This is a genomic window from Streptomyces sp. NPDC048504, from assembly GCF_043200035.1.
GTDB lineage: Bacteria > Actinomycetota > Actinomycetes > Streptomycetales > Streptomycetaceae > Streptomyces.
On record NZ_JBICXA010000023.1, the window covers coordinates 105,392 to 127,461 of the forward strand.

20 protein-coding genes are annotated in these 22,070 nt (G+C 70.4%); 4 read left to right on the forward strand and 16 right to left on the reverse strand.

All coding sequences use genetic code 11. The features are described from left to right. Nucleotides 1-115 precede the first annotated feature (115 nt). Entirely contained in the window at nucleotides 116-1,060 is a 945-nt protein-coding gene (gene fmt / locus ACGFY9_RS43020; RefSeq protein ID WP_393763695.1) for a methionyl-tRNA formyltransferase, read from the reverse strand. A 276-nt stretch (nucleotides 1,061-1,336) separates the two neighbouring features. Here fmt and ACGFY9_RS43025 point away from each other — a divergent pair, with 276 nt between their 5' ends. Continuing rightward, nucleotides 1,337-1,897, forward strand: a complete 561-nt coding sequence (locus ACGFY9_RS43025) for a hypothetical protein (protein WP_366495475.1) — start codon at nucleotides 1,337-1,339, stop codon at nucleotides 1,895-1,897. Nucleotides 1,898-2,359: 462 nt separating this feature from the next. Here ACGFY9_RS43025 and ACGFY9_RS43030 read toward each other — a convergent pair whose 3' ends face one another. Next, entirely contained in the window at nucleotides 2,360-4,513 is a 2,154-nt protein-coding gene (locus ACGFY9_RS43030) for a primosomal protein N' (RefSeq protein ID WP_393763697.1), read from the reverse strand. 61 nt (nucleotides 4,514-4,574) lie between these two features. Beyond that, nucleotides 4,575-5,105 carry a TetR/AcrR family transcriptional regulator gene (locus tag ACGFY9_RS43035; RefSeq protein ID WP_393763699.1) on the reverse strand — a complete coding sequence of 177 codons (531 nt, stop codon included), beginning with the start codon at nucleotides 5,103-5,105 and terminating at the stop codon, nucleotides 4,575-4,577. 68 nt (nucleotides 5,106-5,173) lie between these two features. Between ACGFY9_RS43035 and ACGFY9_RS43040 the strand changes: the two genes are divergently transcribed. Both ACGFY9_RS43040 and ACGFY9_RS43045 read left to right on the forward strand, forming a co-directional pair. Then, nucleotides 5,174-6,088: an ABC transporter ATP-binding protein gene (locus tag ACGFY9_RS43040; protein WP_393763701.1), complete on the forward strand. Its 915-nt coding sequence runs from the start codon at nucleotides 5,174-5,176 to the stop codon at nucleotides 6,086-6,088. Then, on the forward strand, nucleotides 6,078-6,839 hold the full coding sequence (locus ACGFY9_RS43045; protein WP_393763703.1) for an ABC transporter permease: 762 nt from the start codon (nucleotides 6,078-6,080) through the stop codon (nucleotides 6,837-6,839). Before ACGFY9_RS43040 ends, ACGFY9_RS43045 begins: the two co-directional genes overlap by 11 nt. Before the next feature lie 75 nt (nucleotides 6,840-6,914). On the opposite strand, the gene metK is transcribed toward ACGFY9_RS43045, so the two are convergent. The 13 genes from metK to pyrR all read right to left on the reverse strand — a co-directional run bounded on the left by metK (nucleotide 6,915) and on the right by pyrR (nucleotide 21,190). Beyond that, entirely contained in the window at nucleotides 6,915-8,123 is a 1,209-nt protein-coding gene (metK, locus tag ACGFY9_RS43050; RefSeq protein WP_393763705.1) for a methionine adenosyltransferase, read from the reverse strand. 238 nt (nucleotides 8,124-8,361) lie between these two features. Then, nucleotides 8,362-9,564: a bifunctional phosphopantothenoylcysteine decarboxylase/phosphopantothenate--cysteine ligase CoaBC gene (coaBC, locus tag ACGFY9_RS43055; RefSeq protein WP_393763707.1), complete on the reverse strand. Its 1,203-nt coding sequence runs from the start codon at nucleotides 9,562-9,564 to the stop codon at nucleotides 8,362-8,364. A 110-nt stretch (nucleotides 9,565-9,674) separates the two neighbouring features. Beyond that, nucleotides 9,675-9,947: a DNA-directed RNA polymerase subunit omega gene (rpoZ, locus tag ACGFY9_RS43060; RefSeq protein ID WP_019059732.1), complete on the reverse strand. Its 273-nt coding sequence runs from the start codon at nucleotides 9,945-9,947 to the stop codon at nucleotides 9,675-9,677. Nucleotides 9,948-9,987: 40 nt separating this feature from the next. Beyond that, entirely contained in the window at nucleotides 9,988-10,581 is a 594-nt protein-coding gene (gene gmk, locus ACGFY9_RS43065) for a guanylate kinase (protein WP_366097417.1), read from the reverse strand. A gap of 59 nt (nucleotides 10,582-10,640) precedes the next feature. After that, nucleotides 10,641-10,964, reverse strand: a complete 324-nt coding sequence (locus ACGFY9_RS43070) for an integration host factor (RefSeq protein ID WP_019059734.1) — start codon at nucleotides 10,962-10,964, stop codon at nucleotides 10,641-10,643. Nucleotides 10,965-11,253: 289 nt separating this feature from the next. Continuing rightward, on the reverse strand, nucleotides 11,254-12,099 hold the full coding sequence (gene pyrF / locus ACGFY9_RS43075) for an orotidine-5'-phosphate decarboxylase (RefSeq protein WP_393763710.1): 846 nt from the start codon (nucleotides 12,097-12,099) through the stop codon (nucleotides 11,254-11,256). Next, complete coding sequence (locus ACGFY9_RS43080) at nucleotides 12,096-13,205, reverse strand: quinone-dependent dihydroorotate dehydrogenase (protein WP_393763711.1); 1,110 nt, start codon at nucleotides 13,203-13,205, stop codon at nucleotides 12,096-12,098. The genes pyrF and ACGFY9_RS43080 overlap by 4 nt, the downstream gene beginning before the upstream one ends. Nucleotides 13,206-13,259: 54 nt before the next feature. Then, entirely contained in the window at nucleotides 13,260-16,568 is a 3,309-nt protein-coding gene (gene carB / locus ACGFY9_RS43085; RefSeq protein WP_393763713.1) for a carbamoyl-phosphate synthase large subunit, read from the reverse strand. Beyond that, on the reverse strand, nucleotides 16,561-17,703 hold the full coding sequence (gene carA / locus ACGFY9_RS43090) for a glutamine-hydrolyzing carbamoyl-phosphate synthase small subunit (RefSeq protein WP_393763715.1): 1,143 nt from the start codon (nucleotides 17,701-17,703) through the stop codon (nucleotides 16,561-16,563). The genes carB and carA overlap by 8 nt, the downstream gene beginning before the upstream one ends. Beyond that, nucleotides 17,700-18,275 carry a hypothetical protein gene (locus ACGFY9_RS43095; protein WP_393763717.1) on the reverse strand — a complete coding sequence of 192 codons (576 nt, stop codon included), beginning with the start codon at nucleotides 18,273-18,275 and terminating at the stop codon, nucleotides 17,700-17,702. The genes carA and ACGFY9_RS43095 overlap by 4 nt, the downstream gene beginning before the upstream one ends. Further along, nucleotides 18,272-19,558: a dihydroorotase gene (locus ACGFY9_RS43100; RefSeq protein WP_393763719.1), complete on the reverse strand. Its 1,287-nt coding sequence runs from the start codon at nucleotides 19,556-19,558 to the stop codon at nucleotides 18,272-18,274. The genes ACGFY9_RS43095 and ACGFY9_RS43100 overlap by 4 nt, the downstream gene beginning before the upstream one ends. 5 nt (nucleotides 19,559-19,563) lie before the next feature. Further along, nucleotides 19,564-20,541 carry an aspartate carbamoyltransferase catalytic subunit gene (locus tag ACGFY9_RS43105; protein WP_033282287.1) on the reverse strand — a complete coding sequence of 326 codons (978 nt, stop codon included), beginning with the start codon at nucleotides 20,539-20,541 and terminating at the stop codon, nucleotides 19,564-19,566. An 85-nt stretch (nucleotides 20,542-20,626) separates the two neighbouring features. Beyond that, a complete protein-coding gene (gene pyrR / locus ACGFY9_RS43110) occupies nucleotides 20,627-21,190 on the reverse strand; it encodes a bifunctional pyr operon transcriptional regulator/uracil phosphoribosyltransferase PyrR (RefSeq protein ID WP_019066396.1) in 564 nt (187 codons plus the stop codon). Between the two features lie 252 nt (nucleotides 21,191-21,442). On the opposite strand from pyrR, the gene bldD reads away from it, so the two are divergent. After that, nucleotides 21,443-21,943, forward strand: coding sequence for a transcriptional regulator BldD (bldD, locus tag ACGFY9_RS43115; protein ID WP_019059743.1), 501 nt, complete (start codon nucleotides 21,443-21,445; stop codon nucleotides 21,941-21,943). The last annotated feature ends 127 nt before the right edge of the window (nucleotides 21,944-22,070 follow it).

The window sequence follows — 22,070 nt, forward strand, 5'->3', positions numbered from 1 at the left end:
GTGCCGAAGTGCTCAGCCGTGCCAGGAGTGCCCGAGGGCCCGGAGTGCCCAAGGTGCCAGGGTGCCGAGGGTCCAGCGGTACCCGGAGCGCCCGAGGGCCCGGGGTACCCCGGGCCTAGGAGGTCCCGAGCGCCCCGACGCTCTCCCCCGCCCCGATCCGCGCCCCGCGCGCCCAGTCCGCCGCCCGCATCGGCTTCTTGCCCTGCGCCTGCACCCACAGCAGCTCGACGGCGTACGAACCGGTGCCCACGTACACATTGTTCTTGCCGACGGCCAGCAACCCGGGCGCGAGGTCGGTGCGCTCCGGCACGGGCGCGACGTGGATGAGCTTGAGCCGCTCACCGCGGAACACGGTCCAGGCGCCGGGCGCGGGGGTGCATCCGCGCACCACCCGGTCCACCCGCAGCGCGGGAGCCGTCCAATCCACCTGCGCGTCCTCGACGTTGATCTTCGGGGCGAGGGTGATGCCCTCGTTCGGCTGCGGTACGGCCTTCAGGGTGCCGTCCTCGATGCCGTCCATGGTCGCGGCGAGCAGACCCGAGCCGGCGAACGCGAGACGGGTGAGCAGGTCGCCGCTGGTGTCGGTGGGGCGGATCTCCTCGGTGACGGTGCCGTAGACGGGACCGGAGTCGAGGCCTTCCTCGATGAGGAAGGTGGAGGCGCCGGTGATCTCGTCGCCGGACATGATGGAGTGCTGCACGGGGGCGGCGCCGCGCCAGGCGGGGAGCAGCGAGAAGTGCAGGTTGACCCAGCCGTGGGCGGGGATGTCGAGGGCGACGCGGGGCAGCAGGGCGCCGTAGGCGACGACGGGACAGCAGTCGGGCGCGATCTCCCGCAGCCGCTCCAGGAACTCCGGGTCGCGCGGCCTGCCGGGCTTCAGCACCTCGATGCCCGCCTCCTCGGCCCGCTCGGCGACGGGACTCGCCACCAGCCTGCGCCCACGCCCGGCCGGCGCGTCGGGCCGCGTGACGACGGCGGCCACCTCGTGCCGCCCGGAGGCGATCAGGGCGTCCAGGGCGGGAACGGCGACCTCGGGGGTACCGGCGAAGACGAGCTTCATGGGAGGGTTCGGGCCTCTCGGGCGGAGGTGGGCGGGCAGCGCACCAGTCTATGGCGCGCCCCGGCAGGAGCGCCCGGCGGCTCACACCCGTCAACTCGCCGACAACTCACCGGCGCCCGCAGCGCACGCCGGTTCAGCGGGGGCGTACGCATATGCCCCTACGCCCCCTTCGCGTGACCAGCGGAGCGCACAGGCGTTGGTCAAGAAAGAGTTGACCTCCTTGGGCCGCATTCACGCGGCCCGATCCTTTTCAACGCCGGTTCGAGAGGCTTGTTCATGGCCGACCACGCAACCCACGACGCCCAGGCTCGGGCCAGCCTGCACTTGCTGGTGCGGGACATCGAGCGGGTCCGCCGGCAGGTGGACGCACTGCGCACGCTCACCGCCCAGCTGGGCAACGTCTACCGCCCGCGCCGCTCCGGCCCGTCCACGGGCTTCGTCGTCTACGGACGTGCTCCCGCCCCGACGGTCCGTCTCGCGCAGGAGCTGCGGGACAGTGTCGAGACCCTGGTCACGGCCGCCGTGGACTTCGACCGCTCACTCGGCTTCTCGTGGGACGCGGTGGGCTCCGCCCTGGGTGTCACCAAGCAGGCGGTCCACCGCCGCTACGGCGCCCGCCGCGCCGCGACCCAGGCCGCGGCCGACGCCGAGCGCACGACGGAGGCGGCGACGACCCGCCCGGTGGGCGTGAACACGGGCCTCCCCACCATGCCCACGATGCCCGCCCTCCCCACGGTCCCCGCGGCCCGCTCCATGCCGACCCAGCCCACGGCAGGCAGCCCCACTCTCCGCGACGAGGCCAGGCCCACGGCCTTCCCGGGCCCCCGCAACGGCTGACCCCACCCCGAACCTCACCTGCCTCCCGGCCAAAACCCGGGAGGCAGCGGCATGCAACAACCAGCTCGCCCGCAGCCCACCACGCACGGCCGGCCACCGACGACGAGACCCCCCACGGCAAAGGTCCACATCTCAGCCAGCCGCAAACGCCGGGAACGCGGGCGCACACACATCCGACAGCCACCGACGGCGAGAACCCCGACGCCATAGGCCCACCCCTCACGAACCCTGAACGGCCGGCCGCCGACGACGAGAACCCCGACGGCAAGGGTCTACTCCTCAGCGAGCGGTGAACAGCCGCCCCAGCGACAAGAACCTGACGGCAAAGGCCCACCCCTCAACGAACGCTGAACGGCCGGCCGCCGACGGCGAGAACCTCGACGGCAAAGGTCCACCTCTCAACGAGCGGTGAACGGGCGGTGCGTGGGTGGGAGACACCCCCGAGGCCGAAGGCCGAGGGGCTCACCCGATATCCGGCGGATCAACACGCACCCGCACCACATCCCCCCCACCCCGAGCCATCCGAGCCGCCTGCGCAGCCTTCAACGCCGCAGCCAACGCCCCCCCACTCCCCGGCCGCACCCGAACCAACGCCCGCACCCACTCCTCCCCCACAGGCGGATCCCCCACCCGCCGAGCGCGCCCCGTCGAAGCAACCGGCACCACCATCGGAACCGGCCCCAACACCTCAGCATCCGGCGGCAGTTCAACGGCGGCAAGAAACTCCGCGACAGCCCCCGCACCCCCCGCCACCGCCGCCATCCGAGACACCGGCGGAAACCCCAACTCCCCCCGCTCCGCAAGCTCCCGCACCGCATGCCCGACGGGATCCCACCGCACCAACGCCTGCACAGGCCGCAAGGTGGGTTCCGCAACCACGACCACAGTCCCCCCACCCCCCTGTGGCCGCACCAGCGAACTCGCCGCGATCCACCGCCGCAACGCGTCCTCCCCGGCCCGCAGATCGGGCCGCCCGAGCATCGCCCACCCGTCCAGCAACAACGCCGCCGCATACCCACCGTCGGCGACCGGCTCGGCCCCCGGCGTACTCACGACCAACGCGGGCGTCCCCGGCACGGTGTCGAGCACCTGCTCCCGCCCGGACGTCCGCACCGGCACCGCGGGAAACGCCCGCCCCAACTCCTCCGCTGTCCGCCGCGCCCCCACGATCTGGGCCCGCAACCGGAACCCCCCGCACTCGGGACAGTGCCAGGAGTTCTCCTCGACCCCGCACCACCCACAGCGCAGCACGCCCGCGTCCTGCCCCTCCAACGGCCCGGCGCAGTGCCGACACCGCGCGGCGGCCCGGCACTGCGCGCACGCCATCCGCGGCACATACCCGCGCCGAGGCACCTGCACCAGCACGGGCCCGTGCTTCAATCCCTCCCGCACCGCCTGCCACGCCAACGTCGGCAACCGCGCGGCCCGGGCGGCCTCGTCCCGCGCCAAGTCCCCGTCCCCCACGGTCCGTACGAGCGGCGCGGCCACCCGCACCTGGTCCCGCGACGCGACCAACGGCCGAGCCCACCCGCTCTCCACGAGCTGCGCCGCCTCCACGGTGCAACTCCAACTCCCCAACAGGAACCCGCACTTGTCCAACGCGGCCCGCAGCAACAGCACGTCCCGCGCATGCGGCTGCGGCGCATGCGGCTCGCTGTGACTCCCGTCCCCATCGTCCCAGATCGCGACAAGCCCCAGATCCTGGACGGGCGCGAACATCGCGGCCCGCGTCCCGACGACCGCACGCACGGCCCCCCGCCGCACGGCCAGCCACTGCCGATACCGCTTCTCGGGCCCGGCATCGGCGGTGAGCAGCGCATGCCGCCCCTCCCCCAACAGGGCGGTCAACGCGGCATCGACCCGCCCGGCGGCCCGCCCGTCCGGTACGACGACGAGCGCCCCGCGCCCCGAGGCGAGCGTCGCGGCGACGGCCCGCGCGATCTCCTCGCTCCACTCGGGCCCCGGCAGCGCGTTCCACACAGCCCGCGGCGCGCCCCCCGAGGCCAGCGCCTCCAGAAACCCGGCCCCCCGCTCGTACCGCACCCAGGACCCCGCCTCGGGCACCTCGGGCGGCGGCAACGGCGCAGGCGACGGCTTCTGCTCGGCCCGAGCACTGCGCGGCGGCACGGCGAGCTGCAGCACATCGGCAAGGCTCCCGGCATACCGATCGGCAACGGCCCGGGCGAGCCCCAGCAGTTCCGCACTAAGCACCGGCTCGGGCGACACGACCTGCGCCAACGCGGCAAGCGGCCCCGAGTAATCGGAATTGGCCAGCCGCTCGACAAGAAACCCGTCGATAAGCCCCCCGCCCTCACGCCGCCCGTCCCGCACCCGATGCCGCCCGGCCCCGAACCGCACCCGCACCCGCACCCCGGGCTGCGCATCGGCGTCAAGTTCCTCGGGCACCGCATAGTCGAAGTACCGATCAAGATGCAGCACCCCTTTGTCGACGAGCACCCGCGCGACGGGCAACTCCCCGGCCAACGCGGCCCCCCGCCACGTCCGCGGCTTGGCCTTCGGCCCCTTCGCCTGCCGCACGCTCTCCCGAATCAGCGCAAGCTGCTCAGGCGGCGCACCCTCCGCCCCGCCGTCCCGTTCCCCGTCCTTGCTGCTCACCCTTGCATTCTTACCAAACGCCACTGACAACGGCCGACCGCCGCCGTTCGCACTCGGCCTTCTAGCCCTCGGCCAAGAGCCTGCCGATGAGGTCTTCCGCGAAGGCCATGTCCTCGTCCGGGTCACCGCCCCGGAACCGTCCCCCGGCCTCCGAGGCGGCGAACCCGAGCATGAACGTGGACAGCAGCCGCTCGGCCCGCGGAATCCGCTCCTCCTGGAGACCGGCGGCGCGCAGGGCGCCGTAGACCGCGTTGCGCGGCCCGACGGCCTCCGGTGTGACCGCCGGCCGTTGGAAGAGCAGCAGGAACAGGTCGGGGTGGCGGAGGGCCGTGGCCCGCATGCTGTGGGCGAGCAGGCGCAGTTGCTCGCGCCAGTCGAGCCCGGGACCGGGCACCTCGATCTCCAGCAGCAGCCGTTCCACGAGGCCGTCGAGGAGTCCCTGCTTGTCGCCGACGTGCCGGTAGAGGGTCATCGGGTTGACGTCGAGTTCCTGCGCGACGGCCCGCATCGTGACGGCCGGCAGCCCTTTCCGGGTCGCCAACTCCCAGGTCACGTCCAGCACTTGATTACGACTGATCCGCCGTGGCGTCACTTGACATCCTCCCTCGAAGCTACGTATACACAGTATACGTATACGTTGTATATATCGAGGGAGCGACCATGCTGACCGTCAGCGGCCTGCGCAAACGGTGGGGCCCGGTCCAAGCCCTGGACGGCTTCGACCTCCACATCGAGCCCGGCGAGATCTGCGGCCTGATCGGCCACAACGGCGCCGGCAAAACCACCTTCGCCCGCGTCGTCGCCGGCCTGGAGCGCCCCGACGCGGGCGCAGTCCGCGCAGCCGGAGTGGACCTCGCCACGGCCCAGCGCTCCGCACGCCGCCTGATCGGCCTCGCACCCCAGGAACTGGCCCTCTACCCAACCGCCACACTCCGCGAGAACCTGCGCCTCTACGGCGGCCTCGCCGGCCTGCGCCGAACCCAACTGCGCGCTGAACTGGCCGCCGTAGCCGAGGAGTCGCTCCTCACCGACGTACTCGACCGCCCGATCGCGACACTCTCCGGCGGCCAGCAGCGCCGCGCCCAGGCAGCCACGGTCCTCCTCCCCCGCCCCCGCGTGCTGCTGCTCGACGAACCCACCGTCGGCGCCGACCCCACCACCCGCGAAGCGCTGCTACGACTCGTCAGGACCCGCGCCGAGGAAGGCGCCGCGATCTGCTACACCACGCACTACCTACCGGAGTTGGAGCACCTGGACGCCACGCTCGCGGTCGCCGAGTCCGGCCGGGTGATCGCCCGCGGGAACCGCGCCGACCTCCTCGACGGCCTGCCCGGTGAGGTCACCGTGACGTTCACCGGCGCCGTACCGGAGCACCTGGCACAGACCTCAACTCCCCCTGGGGAACTGCGCTTCAGCACCACGGACCCGGCCCAGGCACTGGCCCGGCTGCTCCGGGACCTGGGCCCCGACACCGCCCGGGTCCGCTCGGCCGCGATCCGCGAACCGTCGCTCGACGACCTCTACCGCAGCCTCGCCACCCACCAACTCCCCACGGAGACCCACGATGCGGCCTGAACCGGCGGCAGCCGGGGCCGCCCCGGCCCACCGCACCTGGGTCATGACCCGCCACACCCTCGTCCTGCTCATACGGGACCCGGGAACCCCGCTCGCCTACACCGTCATGTCCCTGGTGCTCCTGAGCGTGCTCCACCCGGTGTACGACCGCCTGGCCACCCCCGGCACAGCGGGCATCGTGCAGGCCGCTCCGGGCATCGCGGTGATGTTCACCCTGCTCGCCCTGGACGTGGCAGGCCAACTCCTGCTCTCCGAACGCACCTGGCACACCTGGGACCGCCTGCGCTCCGGCCCGGCGTCCCTCGCGGCGATCCTGGCCGGCAAGGCCCTCCCCCTGATCGCACTGTTCCTGACCCAACAATCCGTGCTGTTCCTCTTCGCGACCGCGGCCTTCGGCTTCCCCCTCACCGCCGGCACCTGGCGCCTCCCCCTGCTGGCCCTCCTCTGGGCGGCCTGCGTCACCTCCTGCGGCCTGGCACTCGGCGTCCACGCCCGCACCCAGGGCCAGTTGGCCGCCGCCTCCGACATCGGCGCCCTCACGATCACCTGCCTCAGCGGCTGCCTGGTCCCCCTCACCGTCCTCCCCCACTGGGTGTCCACGGTGGCCCCCGCGACCCCGGGCTACTGGGCCCTCCACGGCTTCCAGGCAGCCGTCACCGGCGACACCCCGGCCTACACACACTCGACGGCGGTCATCGCAGCTATCACAGCGGCGGCACTCCTCGCGTCGGGCCGCCGTATCCGCCGCTGACCCTTGTGTGAAACACCGAGGCCCGGCTCCCCCAAGGGAAACCGGGCCTCGCAGAGCCTGACGACGACGCGGAACCTACAGGCCCGCGGCCTTGCGCAGCGCGTCCACGCGGTCGGTGCGCTCCCACGTGAAGTCGGGGATCTCGCGGCCGAAGTGACCGTACGCGGCGGTCTGGGCGTAGATCGGGCGCAGCAGGTCCAGGTCGCGGATGATGGCGGCCGGACGCAGGTCGAAGACCTCGTCGATCGCCTTCTCGATCCGGTCCGTGTCGACCTTCTCCGTACCGAACGTCTCGACGAACAGACCCACCGGCTCGGCCTTGCCGATCGCGTACGCCACCTGCACCTCGCAACGCGAGGCAAGGCCCGCGGCGACGACGTTCTTGGCGACCCAGCGCATCGCGTACGCCGCCGAACGGTCCACCTTGGACGGGTCCTTGCCCGAGAACGCGCCACCGCCGTGACGGGCCATGCCGCCGTACGTGTCGATGATGATCTTGCGGCCGGTCAGACCCGCGTCACCCATCGGGCCACCGATCTCGAAACGGCCGGTCGGGTTCACGAGCAGACGGTAGCCGTCGGTGTCGAGCTTGATGCCCTCTTCCACGAGCGCCTTCAGCTCGGCCTCGACCACGAACTCGCGGATGTCGGGCGCGAGCAGCGACTCCAGGTCGATGTCGGACGCGTGCTGCGAGGAGACGACCACGGTATCGAGGCGGACGGCCTTGTCGCCGTCGTACTCGATGGTGACCTGGGTCTTGCCGTCGGGGCGCAGGTACGGGATCGTCCCGTTCTTGCGGACCTCCGAGAGACGCTTCGACAGGCGGTGCGCCAGGAAGATCGGGAGCGGCATCAGCGTCGGCGTCTCGTCCGTCGCGTAGCCGAACATCAGACCCTGGTCGCCCGCACCCTGCTTGTCGAGCTCGTCGTCATCACCCTCGACACGGTTCTCGTACGCCGTGTCGACACCCTGCGCGATGTCCGGGGACTGCGCGCCGATGGACACCGACACGCCACAGGAGGCGCCGTCGAAGCCCTTCTTGGAGGAGTCGTAGCCGATCTCCAGGATCTTGTCCCGGACGAGCTGCGCGATGGGCGCGTAGGTCTTGGTGGTGACCTCGCCGGCCACATGCACCAGGCCGGTCGTGATCAACGTCTCGACGGCGACCCGAGAGGTCGGGTCCTCCGCCAGAAGCGCGTCGAGAATGGTGTCACTGATCTGGTCAGCGATCTTGTCGGGGTGACCTTCGGTCACGGACTCCGAGGTGAACAGGCGACGGGACACAACGCTCCCTGAGGTTGCAGCGGCTGCTGGCTGATCATTGGCGGACGGACGGGAGCTGCGCCCGACATCATCCGAGAACAGTTTATCGGTCGCGGTCGACAGACGGTCCACCTGTCTCGCCTCTCGGGAAACGCTGTGACCTGCGGCACGCGCATCTTGCCGAATGCCGAGTGCCGTTGGCCAGAGCCGCCACGCACGAATGTCAGGTTTCAGCGAACTGACAGACGGCTGAAACAAATCAGGCGAGACGGTGTGCGACCAGGTCCCACACGGTCTCGGCCAGGGCTTCCTTCGGACCGTACGGAACGGCGGTCTCGCTTCCGTCGGCGCCCAGCACAACCGCCTCGTTCTCCTCGGAACCGAACGTCTTGCGCTCCCCCACCTCGTTCACCACCAGCAGATCGCACCCTTTACGGGCCAGTTTGGTACGGCCGTTGGCGAGGACGTCGTCCGTCTCGGCGGCGAACCCGACGACCACCTGTCCCGGGCGGGCCCGGTCGGCGGAGATCTCCGCGAGGATGTCCGGATTCCGCACCAGGACGATCGGGTCGGGTTCCTTGTCGTCCTTCTTCTTGATCTTCCCGGCCGCGTACTCCGCCGGGCGGAAGTCCGCGACCGCCGCGGCCATGACGACCGCGTCCGCGTCCGCGGCGGCCTTCAGCACTGTTTCCCGCAGCTGTACGGCGGTCCCGACCGGGACGACGTCCACGCCCGCCGGGTCCGGCAGCCCCGTGTTCGCCGCGATCAGCGTGACCCGGGCGCCCCGGGCGGCGGCGGTGCGCGCGAGGGCGTAACCCTGCTTGCCGGAGGAGCGGTTGCCGAGGAAGCGGACCGGGTCGAGGGGCTCGCGGGTGCCGCCGGCGCTGACGACGACGTGCCGGCCCTTGAGGTCGGGCTCGGTGACGCCCCGCGCGAGCACCCGGCGGCAGACCTCGAAGATCTCGGTGGGGTCGGGCAGCCGGCCCTTGCCGGTGTCGACGCCGGTCAGCCGGCCGACGGCGGGCTCGATCACGACGGCACCGCGGCGGCGCAGTGTCGCCACGTTCTCCTGAGTGGCCGGGTGTTCCCACATCTCCGTGTGCATGGCGGGCGCGAAGACGACCGGACAGCGGGCGGTGAGAAGGGCGTTGGTGAGGAGGTCGTCGGCCAGGCCGTGGGCCGCCTTCGCCAGCATGTCCGCCGTCGCCGGAGCCACGATCACCAGGTCGGCGCTCTGGCCGATGCGCACGTGCGGGACCTCGTGGACGTCGTCCCACACCTCGGTCGAGACGGGGTGCCCGGAGAGCGCGGACCAGGTGGCCGCGCCGACGAAGTGCAGGGCGGACGCGGTGGGGACGACACGGACGTCATGGCCCGACTCCGTCAGTCTGCGCAGCAGCTCACAGGCCTTGTACGCGGCGATGCCACCGCTGACCCCCAGAACGACCTTGGGCTTGTCCACCGTCTCTCCCCGAGTTCGGAACGTGAATGCGGCTCGTGCGACCGTACGACTCCATGACACACCACAGGCCCGACAGTCGCTGCCGGGCCTGTGGATAAAGCTGCTGCGTCTCAGGTCGCGGGGCCCTCGACGGCCTCGGAGGTCAGCAGACCCGCGTTGATCTCACGCAGGGCGATGGAGAGCGGCTTCTCGTGGACGTGGGTGTCGACGAGCGGACCGACGTACTCCAGGAGGCCCTCGCCGAGCTGCGAGTAGTACGCGTTGATCTGACGGGCACGCTTGGCGGCGTAGATCACGAGGCTGTACTTCGAATCGGTGGCCTCAAGAAGCTCGTCGATCGGAGGGTTGATGATGCCCTCGGGAGCGGTGATGGAAGAGGACACGCTCTGCCTTCCGAAAGATGGGATGAGATCGGAAAAACGATCACACAACTTCCATCAAGGCTAGCAGCTCGCGCGCTACGTCCTCGACGGAGGTGTTGACCAGGGTCGCGTCGAACTCGGGCTCCGCCGCGAGCTCGATCTTGGCCGCGTCCAGGCGGCGCTCGATCACCTCGGGCGGCTCGGTGCCCCGTCCGGTGAGCCTGCGCACCAGCTCCTCCCAGGAGGGAGGAGCCAGGAACACCGAGTGCGCCTCGGACATGGACTCGCGGACCTGCCGGGCGCCCTGGAGATCGATCTCCAGAAGGACCGGCACGCCGGACTCCAGGTGCTCCAGCACAGCCGTACGCGGCGTGCCGTAGCGGTTGCCGGCGAATTCGGCCCACTCCAGAAGCTCGCCGTTGGCGATCAGCTTGTCCATCTCCTCGTCGGAGACGAAGAAGTAGTGGACGCCGTGCTTCTCACCGGGGCGGGGCCTGCGGGTCGTCGCCGACACCGAGAGCCACACCTCGGGGTGTTCCTTGCGCATATGGGCGACGACCGTGCTCTTGCCGACCCCAGAAGGGCCGGAGAGCACGGTCAGCCGCGGACGTACGTCCGGGGGCTCGGGGGTCGTCCCCCGGAATGTTGCAGCCATGCAGCGATTATTCCAGCAATCCCGGTGTGCCCGGGACTCCCGGTCCGGAGTACCCGGACTCAGGAACCAGTGCTGCCGAACTCACGCTCCAGGGAGGCGATCTGGTTGGAACCAAGGCCACGGACACGGCGGCTCTCGGAGATACCGAGTCGCTCCATGATCTGCTTGGCGCGGACCTTGCCCACGCCGGGCAGGGACTCAAGCAGGGCGGAGACCTTCATCTTGCCGATGACGTCGTTCTCCTGGCCCTGCTTGATGACGTCATGCAGGGAGGCGCCGGAGTGCTTGAGTCGATTCTTGACCTCGGCCCGCTCCCGGCGAGCCGCGGCGGCCTTTTCGAGCGCGGCTGCGCGCTGTTCAGGGGTAAGGGGCGGAAGAGCCACGCCTACGTCACCTCGGATGTCGAACTGTCGGATACGGACCGGTGAGGAACCTAGTCGCCCCACACCTGGGGAGCTACGAGCAACACGCTTGCCCGTTGACTCTGCTCGGAGACTAGCGGCCAGGGACGCCACAGTCAGCGAGAACAGAGGAAAAGTCCTGGTCAGCCTGCGCCAGGCCGGACATTTCCGACATAACGCCCCTGATTTGAGGATGTATTCAGACTCAAGTCGCTCCGGAGTCGCTCGTCGAACCACTCATCGGAGGACTCGATCGACCCGTTCGAACACCTCAGACGGTCGCAAAGGCGACGCGAATCTCCTCCGCGAAGCGTTCCGAGGCCGCTCGCAGCGCTGCCACGTCGGGACCGTGACGTAGAACACCTCGGCTCACGTTCGGGACGACATTGCGCAGCACCGCTCCGAAGACCCCGGGAAGATCGGCCGGAGTGGCCCCCTGCGCCCCGATGCCGGGCGCGAGGATCGGACCGTCGAACGCGAGGTCGTACGACGACAGGTCGCCCAGCGTGGCGCCGACGACGGCCCCGAAGGAGCCCAGCGGCTCCTCCCCGGCGTTCTCGGCGGCCAGGTGGGCCAGCATGGTCGCTCCGATGTTCCGGCCGTCCGCGCGGACCGCGTGCTGCACCTCGCCGCCCTCCGGGTTGGAGGTCAGCGCGAGCACGAAGAGGCCCGCGCCGCTCTCTCGCGCCAGTTCGATCGCCGGGGCGAGCGAGCCGTAGCCGAGATACGGCGAGACCGTCAGCGCGTCGGAGAACAGAGACGAGTCCTTCCGGAGGAAGGACTCGGCGTACGCGGCCATGGTCGAACCGATGTCGCCGCGCTTGGCGTCCATCACGACCAGCGCGCCGGCCGCCCGCGCCTCCTCGACGGACTTCTCCAGGACGGCGATCCCGCGCGAGCCGAAGCGCTCGAAGAAGGCGCTCTGCGGCTTGAGGACGGCGACCCGGTCGGCGAGCGCCTCGACGACCGTGCGGCTGAACCGCTCCAGGCCGGCGACGTCGTCGTTCAGGCCCCACTGGGTGAGCAGCGAGGCGTGCGGGTCGATGCCGACACAGAGCGGGCCGCGCTCGTCCATGGCCGAGCGGAGGCGGGCACCGAAGGGTTCCAGGGGGCTCATACCGGCTGCTTCCTTACGTCGGCGCCGACCGCGTCGGCGAGGGTGGCGTACGGGCTCGTGCGCAGGCGCGCGGCGAGGCCCTTGTGAATGGCGCGGCCCCAGAAGGGCCCCTCGTAGATGAAGGCGCTGTAGCCCTGCACGAGCGTGGCGCCGGCGAGGATGCGCTCCCAGGCGTCCTCGGCGTTCTCGATGCCGCCGACGCCCACGAGGGTGATGCGGTCGCCCACGCGCGCGTAGAGGCGGCGCAGTACCTCCAGGGAACGGGACTTCAGCGGGGCTCCGGACAGCCCGCCGGTCTCTTTGACGAGTTCGGGTTCGGATTTCAGACCGAGGCCCTCGCGCGCGATGGTGGTGTTCGTGGCGATGATGCCGTCCAGGCCGAGTTCGACGGCGAGGTCGGCGACCGCGTCCACGTCCTCGTCGGCGAGGTCCGGGGCGATCTTCACCAGGAGCGGGACGCTACGGTCGGTCACCGCGCGGTCGGCGGCCTCACGGACGGCGCTCAGCAGCGGGCGCAGTGCCTCGGTCGCCTGGAGGTTGCGCAGCCCGGGCGTGTTGGGCGACGACACGTTGACGACCAGGTAGTCGGCATGCCGGGCGAGCCGCTCGGTCGACTTCACGTAGTCGCCGACGGCCTCCTCCTCGGGTACGACCTTGGTCTTGCCGATGTTGACGCCCACGACGGTCCTGAAGACCGCCTCACGAGCCGCCAGGCGGGCTGCCACGGCCGCGGAACCCTCGTTGTTGAAGCCCATGCGGTTGATCAGCGCGCGGTCCGGCACGAGGCGGAACAGCCGCTTCTTGGGGTTGCCGGGCTGCGGCTCCCCCGTGACCGTGCCGATCTCGACGTGGTCGAAGCCGAGCATCGACATCCCGTCGATGGCGACCGCGTTCTTGTCGAAGCCGGCGGCGAGCCCGAACGGGCCGTGCATCCGCAGCCCGAAGGCTTCCGTGCGCAGCTCCTCGTACCGGGGCGCGAGGGCGGCCGCGACGAACGTCCGCAGGACGGGGATGCGGACGGCGAGCCGGATCCAGCGGAAGGCGAGGTGGTGGGCCTGCTCCGGGTCCATCCGTTTGAAGACCAGGCGGAAGAAAAGCTTGTACATCTCAGTGTCCTCACGAGAAGGGGGACACCGTTTCCGGTGTCCCCCTCAGGGCTGCTAGTCGCGGGCCGCGGTCAGGTGTTCGGCGTGTTCCTGGAGTGAACGCACGCCCACGTCACCGTGGTTGAGGGCGTCGATGCCCTGGACGGCGGCGGCGAGCGCCTGGACCGTCGTGAGGCAGGGCACGGACCGCGCCACGGCCGCCGTACGGATCTCGTAGCCGTCGAGGCGGCCGCCGGTGCCGTACGGGGTGTTGACGATGAGGTCGACCTCGCCGTCGTGGATGAGCTGGACGATGGTCTTCTCGCCGTTCGGGCCGACGCCCTCGGACTGCTTGCGGACGACCGTCGCGTTCAGGCCGTTGCGCCTGAGGACCTCGGCGGTGCCGGAGGTGGCGAGCAACTCGAAGCCGTGGGCGACCAGTTCGCGTGCCGGGAAGATCATCGAGCGCTTGTCGCGGTTGGCGACCGAGATGAACGCGCGGCCCTTGGTGGGCAGCGGGCCGTAGGCACCCGCCTGGGACTTGGCGTACGCCGTGCCGAAGACGGAGTCGATGCCCATGACCTCGCCGGTGGAGCGCATCTCCGGGCCGAGGACGGTGTCGACGCCACGCCCGTGGATGTCGCGGAAGCGCGACCACGGCATGACGGCCTCCTTGACGGAGATCGGCGCGTCGAGCGGCAGCGTGCCGCCGTCGCCGTTGGCCGGGAGGAGCCCCTCGGCGCGCAGTTCGGCGACGGTCGCACCCAGCGAGATGCGGGCGGCGGCCTTCGCGAGCGGTACCGCGGTCGCCTTCGAGGTGAAGGGGACCGTGCGGGACGCGCGCGGGTTGGCCTCCAGGACGTAGAGGATGTCGCCGGCCAGCGCGAACTGGATGTTGATCAGTCCGCGGACGCCCACTCCCTTGGCGATGGCCTCGGTCGAGGTCCGCAGGCGCTTGATGTCGAAGCCGCCCAGGGTGATCGGCGGCAGGGCGCACGCCGAGTCGCCGGAGTGGATGCCGGCCTCCTCGATGTGCTCCATGACACCGCCGAGGTAGAGCTCGTGGCCGTCGTAGAGCGCGTCGACGTCGATCTCGATGGCGTCGTCCAGGAAGCGGTCGACCAGGACCGGCCGGGAGGGGCTGATCTCGGTGGACTCGGCGATGTACGACTCCAGGCGGGTCTCGTCGTAGACGATCTCCATGCCGCGTCCGCCGAGGACGTACGACGGGCGGACGAGGACCGGGTAGCCGATCTCGTCGGCGATGGCCTTGGCGCCGACGAAGGTGGTCGCCGTGCCGTGCTTGGGGGCCGGGAGGCCCGCCTCCGCGAGGACCTGGCCGAAGGCGCCGCGGTCCTCGGCGGCGTGGATCGCCTCCGGGGACGTGCCGACGACCGGGACGCCGTTGTCCTTGAGCGCCTGTGCCAGGCCCAGCGGGGTCTGGCCGCCGAGCTGGACGATCACGCCCGCGACCGGGCCCGCCTGCTGCTCCGCGTGGACGATCTCCAGCACGTCTTCCAGCGTCAGGGGCTCGAAGTACAGGCGGTCGGAGGTGTCGTAGTCCGTGGAGACGGTCTCCGGGTTGCAGTTGACCATCACGGTCTCGTAGCCCGCGTCGCTGAGCGCGAAGGAGGCGTGGACGCAGGAGTAGTCGAACTCGATGCCCTGGCCGATGCGGTTGGGGCCCGACCCCAGGATGATGACCGCGGGCTTCTCGCGCGGGGCGACCTCGTTCTCCTCGTCGTAGGACGAGTAGAAGTACGGGGTCTTCGCGGCGAACTCGGCGGCACAGGTGTCGACCGTCTTGTAGACCGGGCGGATGCCGAGCGCGTGCCGCACCTCGCGGACGACGTCCTCGCGCAGGCCGCGGATCTCGCCGATCTGCTGGTCGGAGAAGCCGTGCCGCTTGGCCTCGGCGAGCAGCTCCGGGTCCAGCTTGTCGGCGGCGGCCAGTTCGTCGGCGATCTCCTTGATGAGGAAGAGCTGGTCGACGAACCAGGGGTCGATCTTCGTGTACTCGAAGACCTCCTCCTGGGTGGCGCCCGCGCGGATGGCCTGCATGACGGTGTTGATCCGCCCGTCGGTGGGCCGTACGGCCTCCTCCAGGAGCTGGACCTTGTCACCGGGCTCGCCGACGAACGTGAACTGGCTGCCCTTCTTCTCCAGGGAGCGCAGCGCCTTCTGGAAGGCCTCGGTGAAGTTGCGGCCGATGGCCATGGCCTCGCCGACCGACTTCATGGTGGTCGTGAGGGTGGAGTCGGCCGACGGGAACTTCTCGAAGGCGAAACGGGGCGCCTTGACGACCACGTAGTCGAGAGTCGGCTCGAAGGAGGCCGGGGTCTCGCGCGTGATGTCGTTCGGGATCTCGTCGAGCGTGTAGCCGACGGCCAGCTTGGCGGCGATCTTGGCGATCGGGAAGCCGGTCGCCTTGGAGGCGAGGGCCGAGGAGCGGGACACGCGCGGGTTCATCTCGATGACGATGACGCGGCCGTCGACCGGGTCGATCGCGAACTGGATGTTGCAGCCGCCGGTGTCGACGCCAACCTCGCGGATGATCGCGATGCCCACGTCACGCAGCACCTGGTACTCGCGGTCGGTCAGCGTCATCGCCGGGGCGACCGTGATCGAGTCACCGGTGTGCACGCCCATGGGGTCGAAGTTCTCAATGGAGCAGACGACCACGACGTTGTCGTTCTTGTCGCGCATCAGCTCCAGCTCGTACTCCTTCCAGCCGAGGATGGACTCCTCCAGGAGGACCTCGGTGGTCGGCGAGAGGGTCAGGCCCTGGCCTGCGATGCGGCGCAGCTCCTCCTCGTCGTGCGCGAAGCCGGAGCCCGCGCCGCCCATCGTGAAGGAGGGGCGGACGACGACCGGGTAGCCGCCGAGCGTGTCGACGCCCTGGATGACGTCGTCCATGGAGTGGCAGATGACCGAGCGGGCGGACTCGCCGTACCCGATCTTCTGGCGGACGGCCTCGACGACGCCCTTGAAGAGGTCGCGGTCCTCGCCCTTGTTGATGGCCTCGACGTTGGCGCCGATCAGCTCGACGCCGTACTTCTCCAGGGTGCCCGCCTCGTGCAGCGAGATGGCGGTGTTGAGCGCCGTCTGGCCGCCCAGGGTGGGCAGCAGGGCGTCCGGCCGCTCCTTGGCGATGATCTTCTCGACGAAGTCCGGGGTGATCGGCTCGACGTAGGTGGCGTCGGCGATCTCCGGGTCGGTCATGATCGTCGCCGGGTTGGAGTTGACCAGGATGACGCGGAGGCCCTCGGCGCGCAGGATGCGGCAGGCCTGGGTGCCGGAGTAGTCGAACTCGGCGGCCTGGCCGATGACGATCGGGCCGGAGCCGATGACCAGGACGGACTGGATATCGGTGCGCTTAGGCACGCTGGCCCTCCATCAAGGATGTGAAGCGGTCGAACAGGTAGGCGGCGTCGTGCGGGCCGGCCGCCGCCTCGGGGTGGTACTGGACGCTGAACGCCGGCCGGTCGAGCAGCCGCAGCCCCTCGACGACCTGGTCGTTCAGGCAGACGTGCGAGACCTCGGCGCGGCCGTACGGCGTGTCGGAGACCTTGTCGAGGGGCGCGTCGACGGCGAAGCCGTGGTTGTGCGCGGTGACCTCGACCTTGCCCGTCGTGCGGTCCTGCACGGGCTGGTTGATGCCCCGGTGGCCGTACTTCAGCTTGTACGTGCCGAAGCCGAGCGCGCGGCCGAGGATCTGGTTGCCGAAGCAGATGCCGAAGAGCGGCGTACCGCGCTCCAGGACGGCCTGCATGACGGCGACCGGGTGGTCGGCGGTGGCGGGGTCGCCGGGTCCGTTGGAGAAGAAGACCCCGTCGGGCTGTACGGCGTACACGTCCTCGACGGTCGCGGTGGCCGGGAGCACGTGCACCTCGATGCCGCGCTCGGCCATGCGGTGCGGGGTCATGCCCTTGATGCCGAGGTCGACGGCGGCGACGGTGTACTTCTTCTCACCGATCGCGGGGACGACGTACGTCTCCTTGGTGGCGACCTCGGCGGAGAGGTTCGCGCCCGTCATCTCGGGGGCCTGGCGCACCTCGGCGAGCATGGTGTCGTCGTCGGGCAGCGTGGGGCCGGAGAAGATGCCGACCCTCATCGCGCCGCGCTCGCGCAGATGGCGGGTCAACGCGCGCGTGTCGATGCCGGAGATCCCGACGACGCCCTGGTTGCGCAGCTCCTCGTCCAGGGAGCGGCGGGAGCGCCAGTTGGACGGCACGCGCGCGGGGTCGCGCACCACGTAACCGGCGACCCAGATGCGCTGCGACTCGGGGTCCTCGTCGTTCACCCCGGTGTTGCCGATGTGCGGGGCGGTCATCACGACGACCTGGCGGTGGTACGACGGGTCGGTCAGGGTCTCCTGGTAGCCGGTCATGCCGGTGGAGAACACGGCCTCGCCGAAGGTCACCCCCACGGACCCGTAGGCACGGCCGCGGAAGATCCGGCCGTCCTCCAGGACGAGTACGGCGGGAACCTTGGCGGCTCCCCTTGTGGAGGTCGTCATCGTGCGCCTTCCGTGTCGATGCTCTTGTTGATCATGTTGTTCAAGGTCTCGACCCACTCCGTGTGCTCGGCCGCGTGGTCGGAGCGGAACCCGGAGTCGATCAGCCGGTCGCCGTGTGCCCACGTCACGACCAGCAGGCCGCCCTCGCTGAGGACCTTCCCGGCGATGCCCTTGCCGAGCAGGGCCTCGCGCAGCGCCCCGGCCGGGATGAAGAAGTCGGTGGCTCCCGGTCGTACGACGTCCAGGCCGGCCTCCGTCAGGGTCAGCTCGACCCGGCTGCGGGTGCCCAGGCCGTGCGCCACGATGCGGTCGAGCCACTGCCCGGCGGTGGTGGAGCCGTGGTAGCGGCCGCTCATCGTCAGTCTCACCTCGCCGGGCTCTTCCGGCGCGGTGGGCAGCTCGGGGATGTCTCCCTGGAGTGTGCCGCGCCACTTCCAGCCCTCGCGCATCAGCCAGTAGACGAGCGCGATGAACAGGGCGAGGCCGACGAGCCAGCCGATACGGGCGGCCCAGTCGGTCACCGGGGCGGACTTCTCCCCGGCCGCGAGGTGGGTCAGTTCCAGAGGTGTCACGTGAGCTTCCCGTCGACGAGCGTGGCCTTGCCCCGGAGCCAGGTGTGCGTCACACGGCCCGGCAGCTCACGCCCCTCGTACGGGGTGTTGCGACTGCGCGAAGCGAAGCCCGCGGGGTCCACCGACCCACGGTATTCCGTGTCGACGAGCGTGAGGTTGGCGGGCTCACCAGCCGAGACGGGACGGCCGTGCCCCACCGCCCGCCCGATCTCTGCGGGCTTGACGGACATGCGCTCGGCGACCCCGGCCCAGGTGAGGAGCCCGGTGTCCACCATGGTCTCCTGCACCACTGACAACGCGGTCTCCAGGCCGACCATCCCCATGGCGGCGGCGGCCCACTCGCAGTCCTTGTCCTCGTGCGGGTGCGGGGCGTGGTCGGTGGCGACGATGTCGATGGTGCCGTCGGCGAGCGCCTCGCGCAGGGCCAGCACATCCCGCTCGGTGCGCAGCGGCGGGTTGACCTTGAAGACGGGGTTGTAGGAGCGCACCAGCTCATCCGTGAGGAGGAGGTGGTGCGGGGTCACCTCGGCGGTGACGTCGATACCGCGGGACTTGGCCCAGCGGACGATCTCGACGGACCCGGCGGTCGACAGGTGGCAGATGTGAACGCGGGAGCCGACGTGCTCGGCGAGCAGGACGTCCCGGGCGATGATCGATTCCTCGGCCACCGCAGGCCAGCCCCCGAGCCCGAGTTCGGCCGAGACGACGCCCTCGTTCATCTGGGCGCCCTCGGTCAGCCGGGGCTCCTGGGCGTGCTGGGCGACGACTCCGCCGAAGGCCTTCACGTACTCCAGCGCGCGGCGCATGATCACCGCGTCGTCGACGCACTTGCCGTCGTCGGAGAAGACGGTGACCCCAGCGGCCGACTCGTGCATGGCGCCCAGCTCGGCGAGCTTCTTGCCCTCCAGGCCGACCGTGACGGCGCCGATGGGCTGCACATCGCAGTAGCCGTGCTCCTGGCCGAGCCGGTAGACCTGCTCAACGACACCGGCGGTGTCGGCTACGGGGAAGGTGTTGGCCATGGCGAACACGGCCGTGTAGCCACCACTGGCGGCCGCGCGGGTACCGGTCAGGACGGTCTCGGAGTCCTCGCGGCCGGGCTCGCGCAGGTGGGTGTGCAGGTCGACGAGGCCGGGCAGCAGCACCCTGCCGGCGGCCTCGACGACCTCGGCGCCCTCGGCGCTCAGACCGACGCCCACCGCCGCAATCTGCGAACCGTCGATCAGGACGTCCTGCGGCTCGCCGCCGAGCACCTTCGCACCACGGATCAGGATCTTGCTCATGTGACTTACTTCTCCTCGATACGGGCGTGGCTGACGGCGGGTTCGTTGCCGCCCAGAAGCAGATAGAGCACGGCCATCCGGATGGACACTCCGTTTGCGACCTGCTCGACGACGGTGCAGCGGTCCGAGTCGGCGACCTCGGCGGTGATCTCCATGCCCCGGACCATCGGCCCCGGGTGCATCACGATGGCGTGCTCGGGCATCTTCGCCATCCGCTCGCCATCGAGGCCGTAGCGCCGCGAGTACTCGCGCTCGGTCGGGAAGAACGCCGCGTTCATGCGCTCGCGCTGCACGCGCAGCAGCATCACCGCGTCGGACTTGGAGAGCGTGCTGTCGAGGTCGTACGACACCTCGCAGGGCCAGGCCTCGACGCCGACCGGCACCAGGGTGGGCGGGGCGACGAGGGTGACCTCGGCGCCCAGGGTGTGCAGCAGGTCGACGTTCGAGCGGGCAACCCGGCTGTGCAGGATGTCGCCGACGAGCGTGATCCGCTTGCCCTCCAGGTCCTGCCCGATCCCGGCGTCCCGGCCGACCAGCCGGCGCCGCATGGTGAACGCGTCCAGCAGGGCCTGCGTCGGATGCTGGTGGGTGCCGTCACCGGCGTTGATGACGGCCGCGTCGATCCACCCGGAGGTGGCGAGCCGGTACGGCGCCCCGGAGGCACCGTGCCGGATGACGACCGCGTCGACGCCCATGGCCTCCAGGGTCTGCGCGGTGTCCTTGAGGGACTCGCCCTTGGAGACGCTCGACCCCTTGGCGGTGAAGTTGATGACGTCGGCGGAGAGGCGCTTCTCGGCGGCTTCGAAGGAGATACGCGTGCGCGTGGAGTCCTCGAAGAAGAGGTTCACGACGGTACGGCCGCGCAGGGTCGGCAGTTTCTTGATCGGCCGGTCGGCGACCCTGGCCATCTCCTCGGCGGTGTCGAGGATCAGGACGGCGTCGTCGCGGGTGAGGTCGGCGGCCGAGATGAGATGACGCTGCATCTGTCAGGCTCCGTAAGGCAGTTCGCGAAAGAGGAGATTCCGGGCAGGCGGGGGCACGCCGAACCGGCGCACGCCCCTCGGCCCGCTACGGGGTCTGCTTGGCGCCGAGCAGCACGGTGTCGCGACCGTCCTCCTCGGCGAGCTGGACCTTGACCGTCTCCCGCAGCGACGTGGGGAGGTTCTTGCCGACGTAGTCGGCGCGGATGGGCAGTTCGCGGTGGCCTCTGTCGACCAGGACCGCGAGCTGCACCGCGCGGGGGCGCCCGATGTCGTTCAGGGCGTCGAGGGCGGCGCGGATGGTGCGGCCGGAGAAGAGCACGTCGTCGACGAGAACGACCAGGCGGCCGTCGATGCCGTCACCGGGGATGTCGGTGCGGGCCAGCGCGCGGGGCGGGTGCATGCGCAGGTCGTCGCGGTACATGGTGATGTCGAGGGAACCGACCGGGATCTTGCGGTCGGTGATCTCTTCGAGCTTGACGGCGAGCCGCTGGGCGAGGAAGACGCCCCGGGTCGGGATGCCGAGGAGCACCACGTCGTCGGCACCCTTGGCGCGTTCGACGATCTCGTGGGCGATGCGGGTCAGGACCCGCGCGATGTCGGGGGCTTCGAGAACCGGCCGCGCATCGGACTCGTACTGCTGGGTGTCCATAAGTAACGGACCTCCTTCTCCGCCTCACGGGACGGACGTTAAAGGACGTCGGATTTGCGCCATCCACGGTAGCAGGCCGGGGCGACGCCCCTGATCACCCCTATGGAGTAATCGGACACCGGTACCACGGAAGAGCCGGTGCGGACCATTCGGCTTGACGCAGCAGCGTAACGCTGCGTAACCTCACAGTGAGTTACCAGCCGCGCGGCGCGGAAACACTGCAGCCGCGTCGACACAGTGTCCGGGAGCTATATGTCCAGCGAATACGCCAAACAGCTCGGGGCCAAGCTCCGGGCCATCCGCACCCAGCAGGGCCTTTCCCTCCACGGTGTCGAGGAGAAGTCACAGGGACGCTGGAAGGCGGTCGTGGTCGGGTCGTACGAGCGCGGCGACCGTGCCGTCACCGTGCAGCGCCTCGCCGAGTTGGCTGACTTCTACGGGGTTCCGGTGCAGGAGCTGCTGCCGGGCACCACGCCGGGCGGGGCCGCCGAGCCGCCGCCGAAGCTGGTCCTGGACCTGGAGCGGCTGGCCCACGTGCCCGCCGAGAAGGCCGGCCCGCTGCAGCGCTACGCGGCGACGATCCAGTCCCAGCGCGGTGACTACAACGGCAAGGTGCTCTCGATCCGCCAGGACGACCTGCGCACACTCGCCGTCATCTACGACCAGTCCCCCTCGGTCCTCACCGAGCAGCTCATCAGCTGGGGCGTGCTGGACGCGGACGCGCGTCGCGCGGTCTCCCACGAGGAGAACTGACCCGCTCCCCGTCTCAGCAGAAACGTGGCGCCCGGGGGGGGGGGGCATAAAACCTATGGGCCCCCCCCCCCGGGTGTGGGGGGGGCCCGGGGCCAACAGCGGAAAGAAAACCGCACAACCGCAGGGT

What these genes read in the sequence shown, in the direction of transcription:
- fmt (WP_393763695.1), bottom strand. Translation starts at nt 1,060, where the DNA reads ATGAAGCTCGTCTTCGCCGGTACCCCCGAGGTCGCCGTTCCCGCCCTG.
- ACGFY9_RS43025 (WP_366495475.1), top strand. Translation starts at nt 1,337, where the DNA reads ATGGCCGACCACGCAACCCACGACGCCCAGGCTCGGGCCAGCCTGCAC.
- ACGFY9_RS43040 (WP_393763701.1), top strand. Translation starts at nt 5,174, where the DNA reads ATGCTGACCGTCAGCGGCCTGCGCAAACGGTGGGGCCCGGTCCAAGCC.
- ACGFY9_RS43045 (WP_393763703.1), top strand. Translation starts at nt 6,078, where the DNA reads ATGCGGCCTGAACCGGCGGCAGCCGGGGCCGCCCCGGCCCACCGCACC.
- gmk (WP_366097417.1), bottom strand. Translation starts at nt 10,581, where the DNA reads ATGGCTGCAACATTCCGGGGGACGACCCCCGAGCCCCCGGACGTACGT.
- pyrF (WP_393763710.1), bottom strand. Translation starts at nt 12,099, where the DNA reads ATGAGCCCCCTGGAACCCTTCGGTGCCCGCCTCCGCTCGGCCATGGAC.
- ACGFY9_RS43080 (WP_393763711.1), bottom strand. Translation starts at nt 13,205, where the DNA reads ATGTACAAGCTTTTCTTCCGCCTGGTCTTCAAACGGATGGACCCGGAG.
- carA (WP_393763715.1), bottom strand. Translation starts at nt 17,703, where the DNA reads ATGACGACCTCCACAAGGGGAGCCGCCAAGGTTCCCGCCGTACTCGTC.
- ACGFY9_RS43100 (WP_393763719.1), bottom strand. Translation starts at nt 19,558, where the DNA reads ATGAGCAAGATCCTGATCCGTGGTGCGAAGGTGCTCGGCGGCGAGCCG.
- ACGFY9_RS43105 (WP_033282287.1), bottom strand. Translation starts at nt 20,541, where the DNA reads ATGCAGCGTCATCTCATCTCGGCCGCCGACCTCACCCGCGACGACGCC.
- pyrR (WP_019066396.1), bottom strand. Translation starts at nt 21,190, where the DNA reads ATGGACACCCAGCAGTACGAGTCCGATGCGCGGCCGGTTCTCGAAGCC.
- bldD (WP_019059743.1), top strand. Translation starts at nt 21,443, where the DNA reads ATGTCCAGCGAATACGCCAAACAGCTCGGGGCCAAGCTCCGGGCCATC.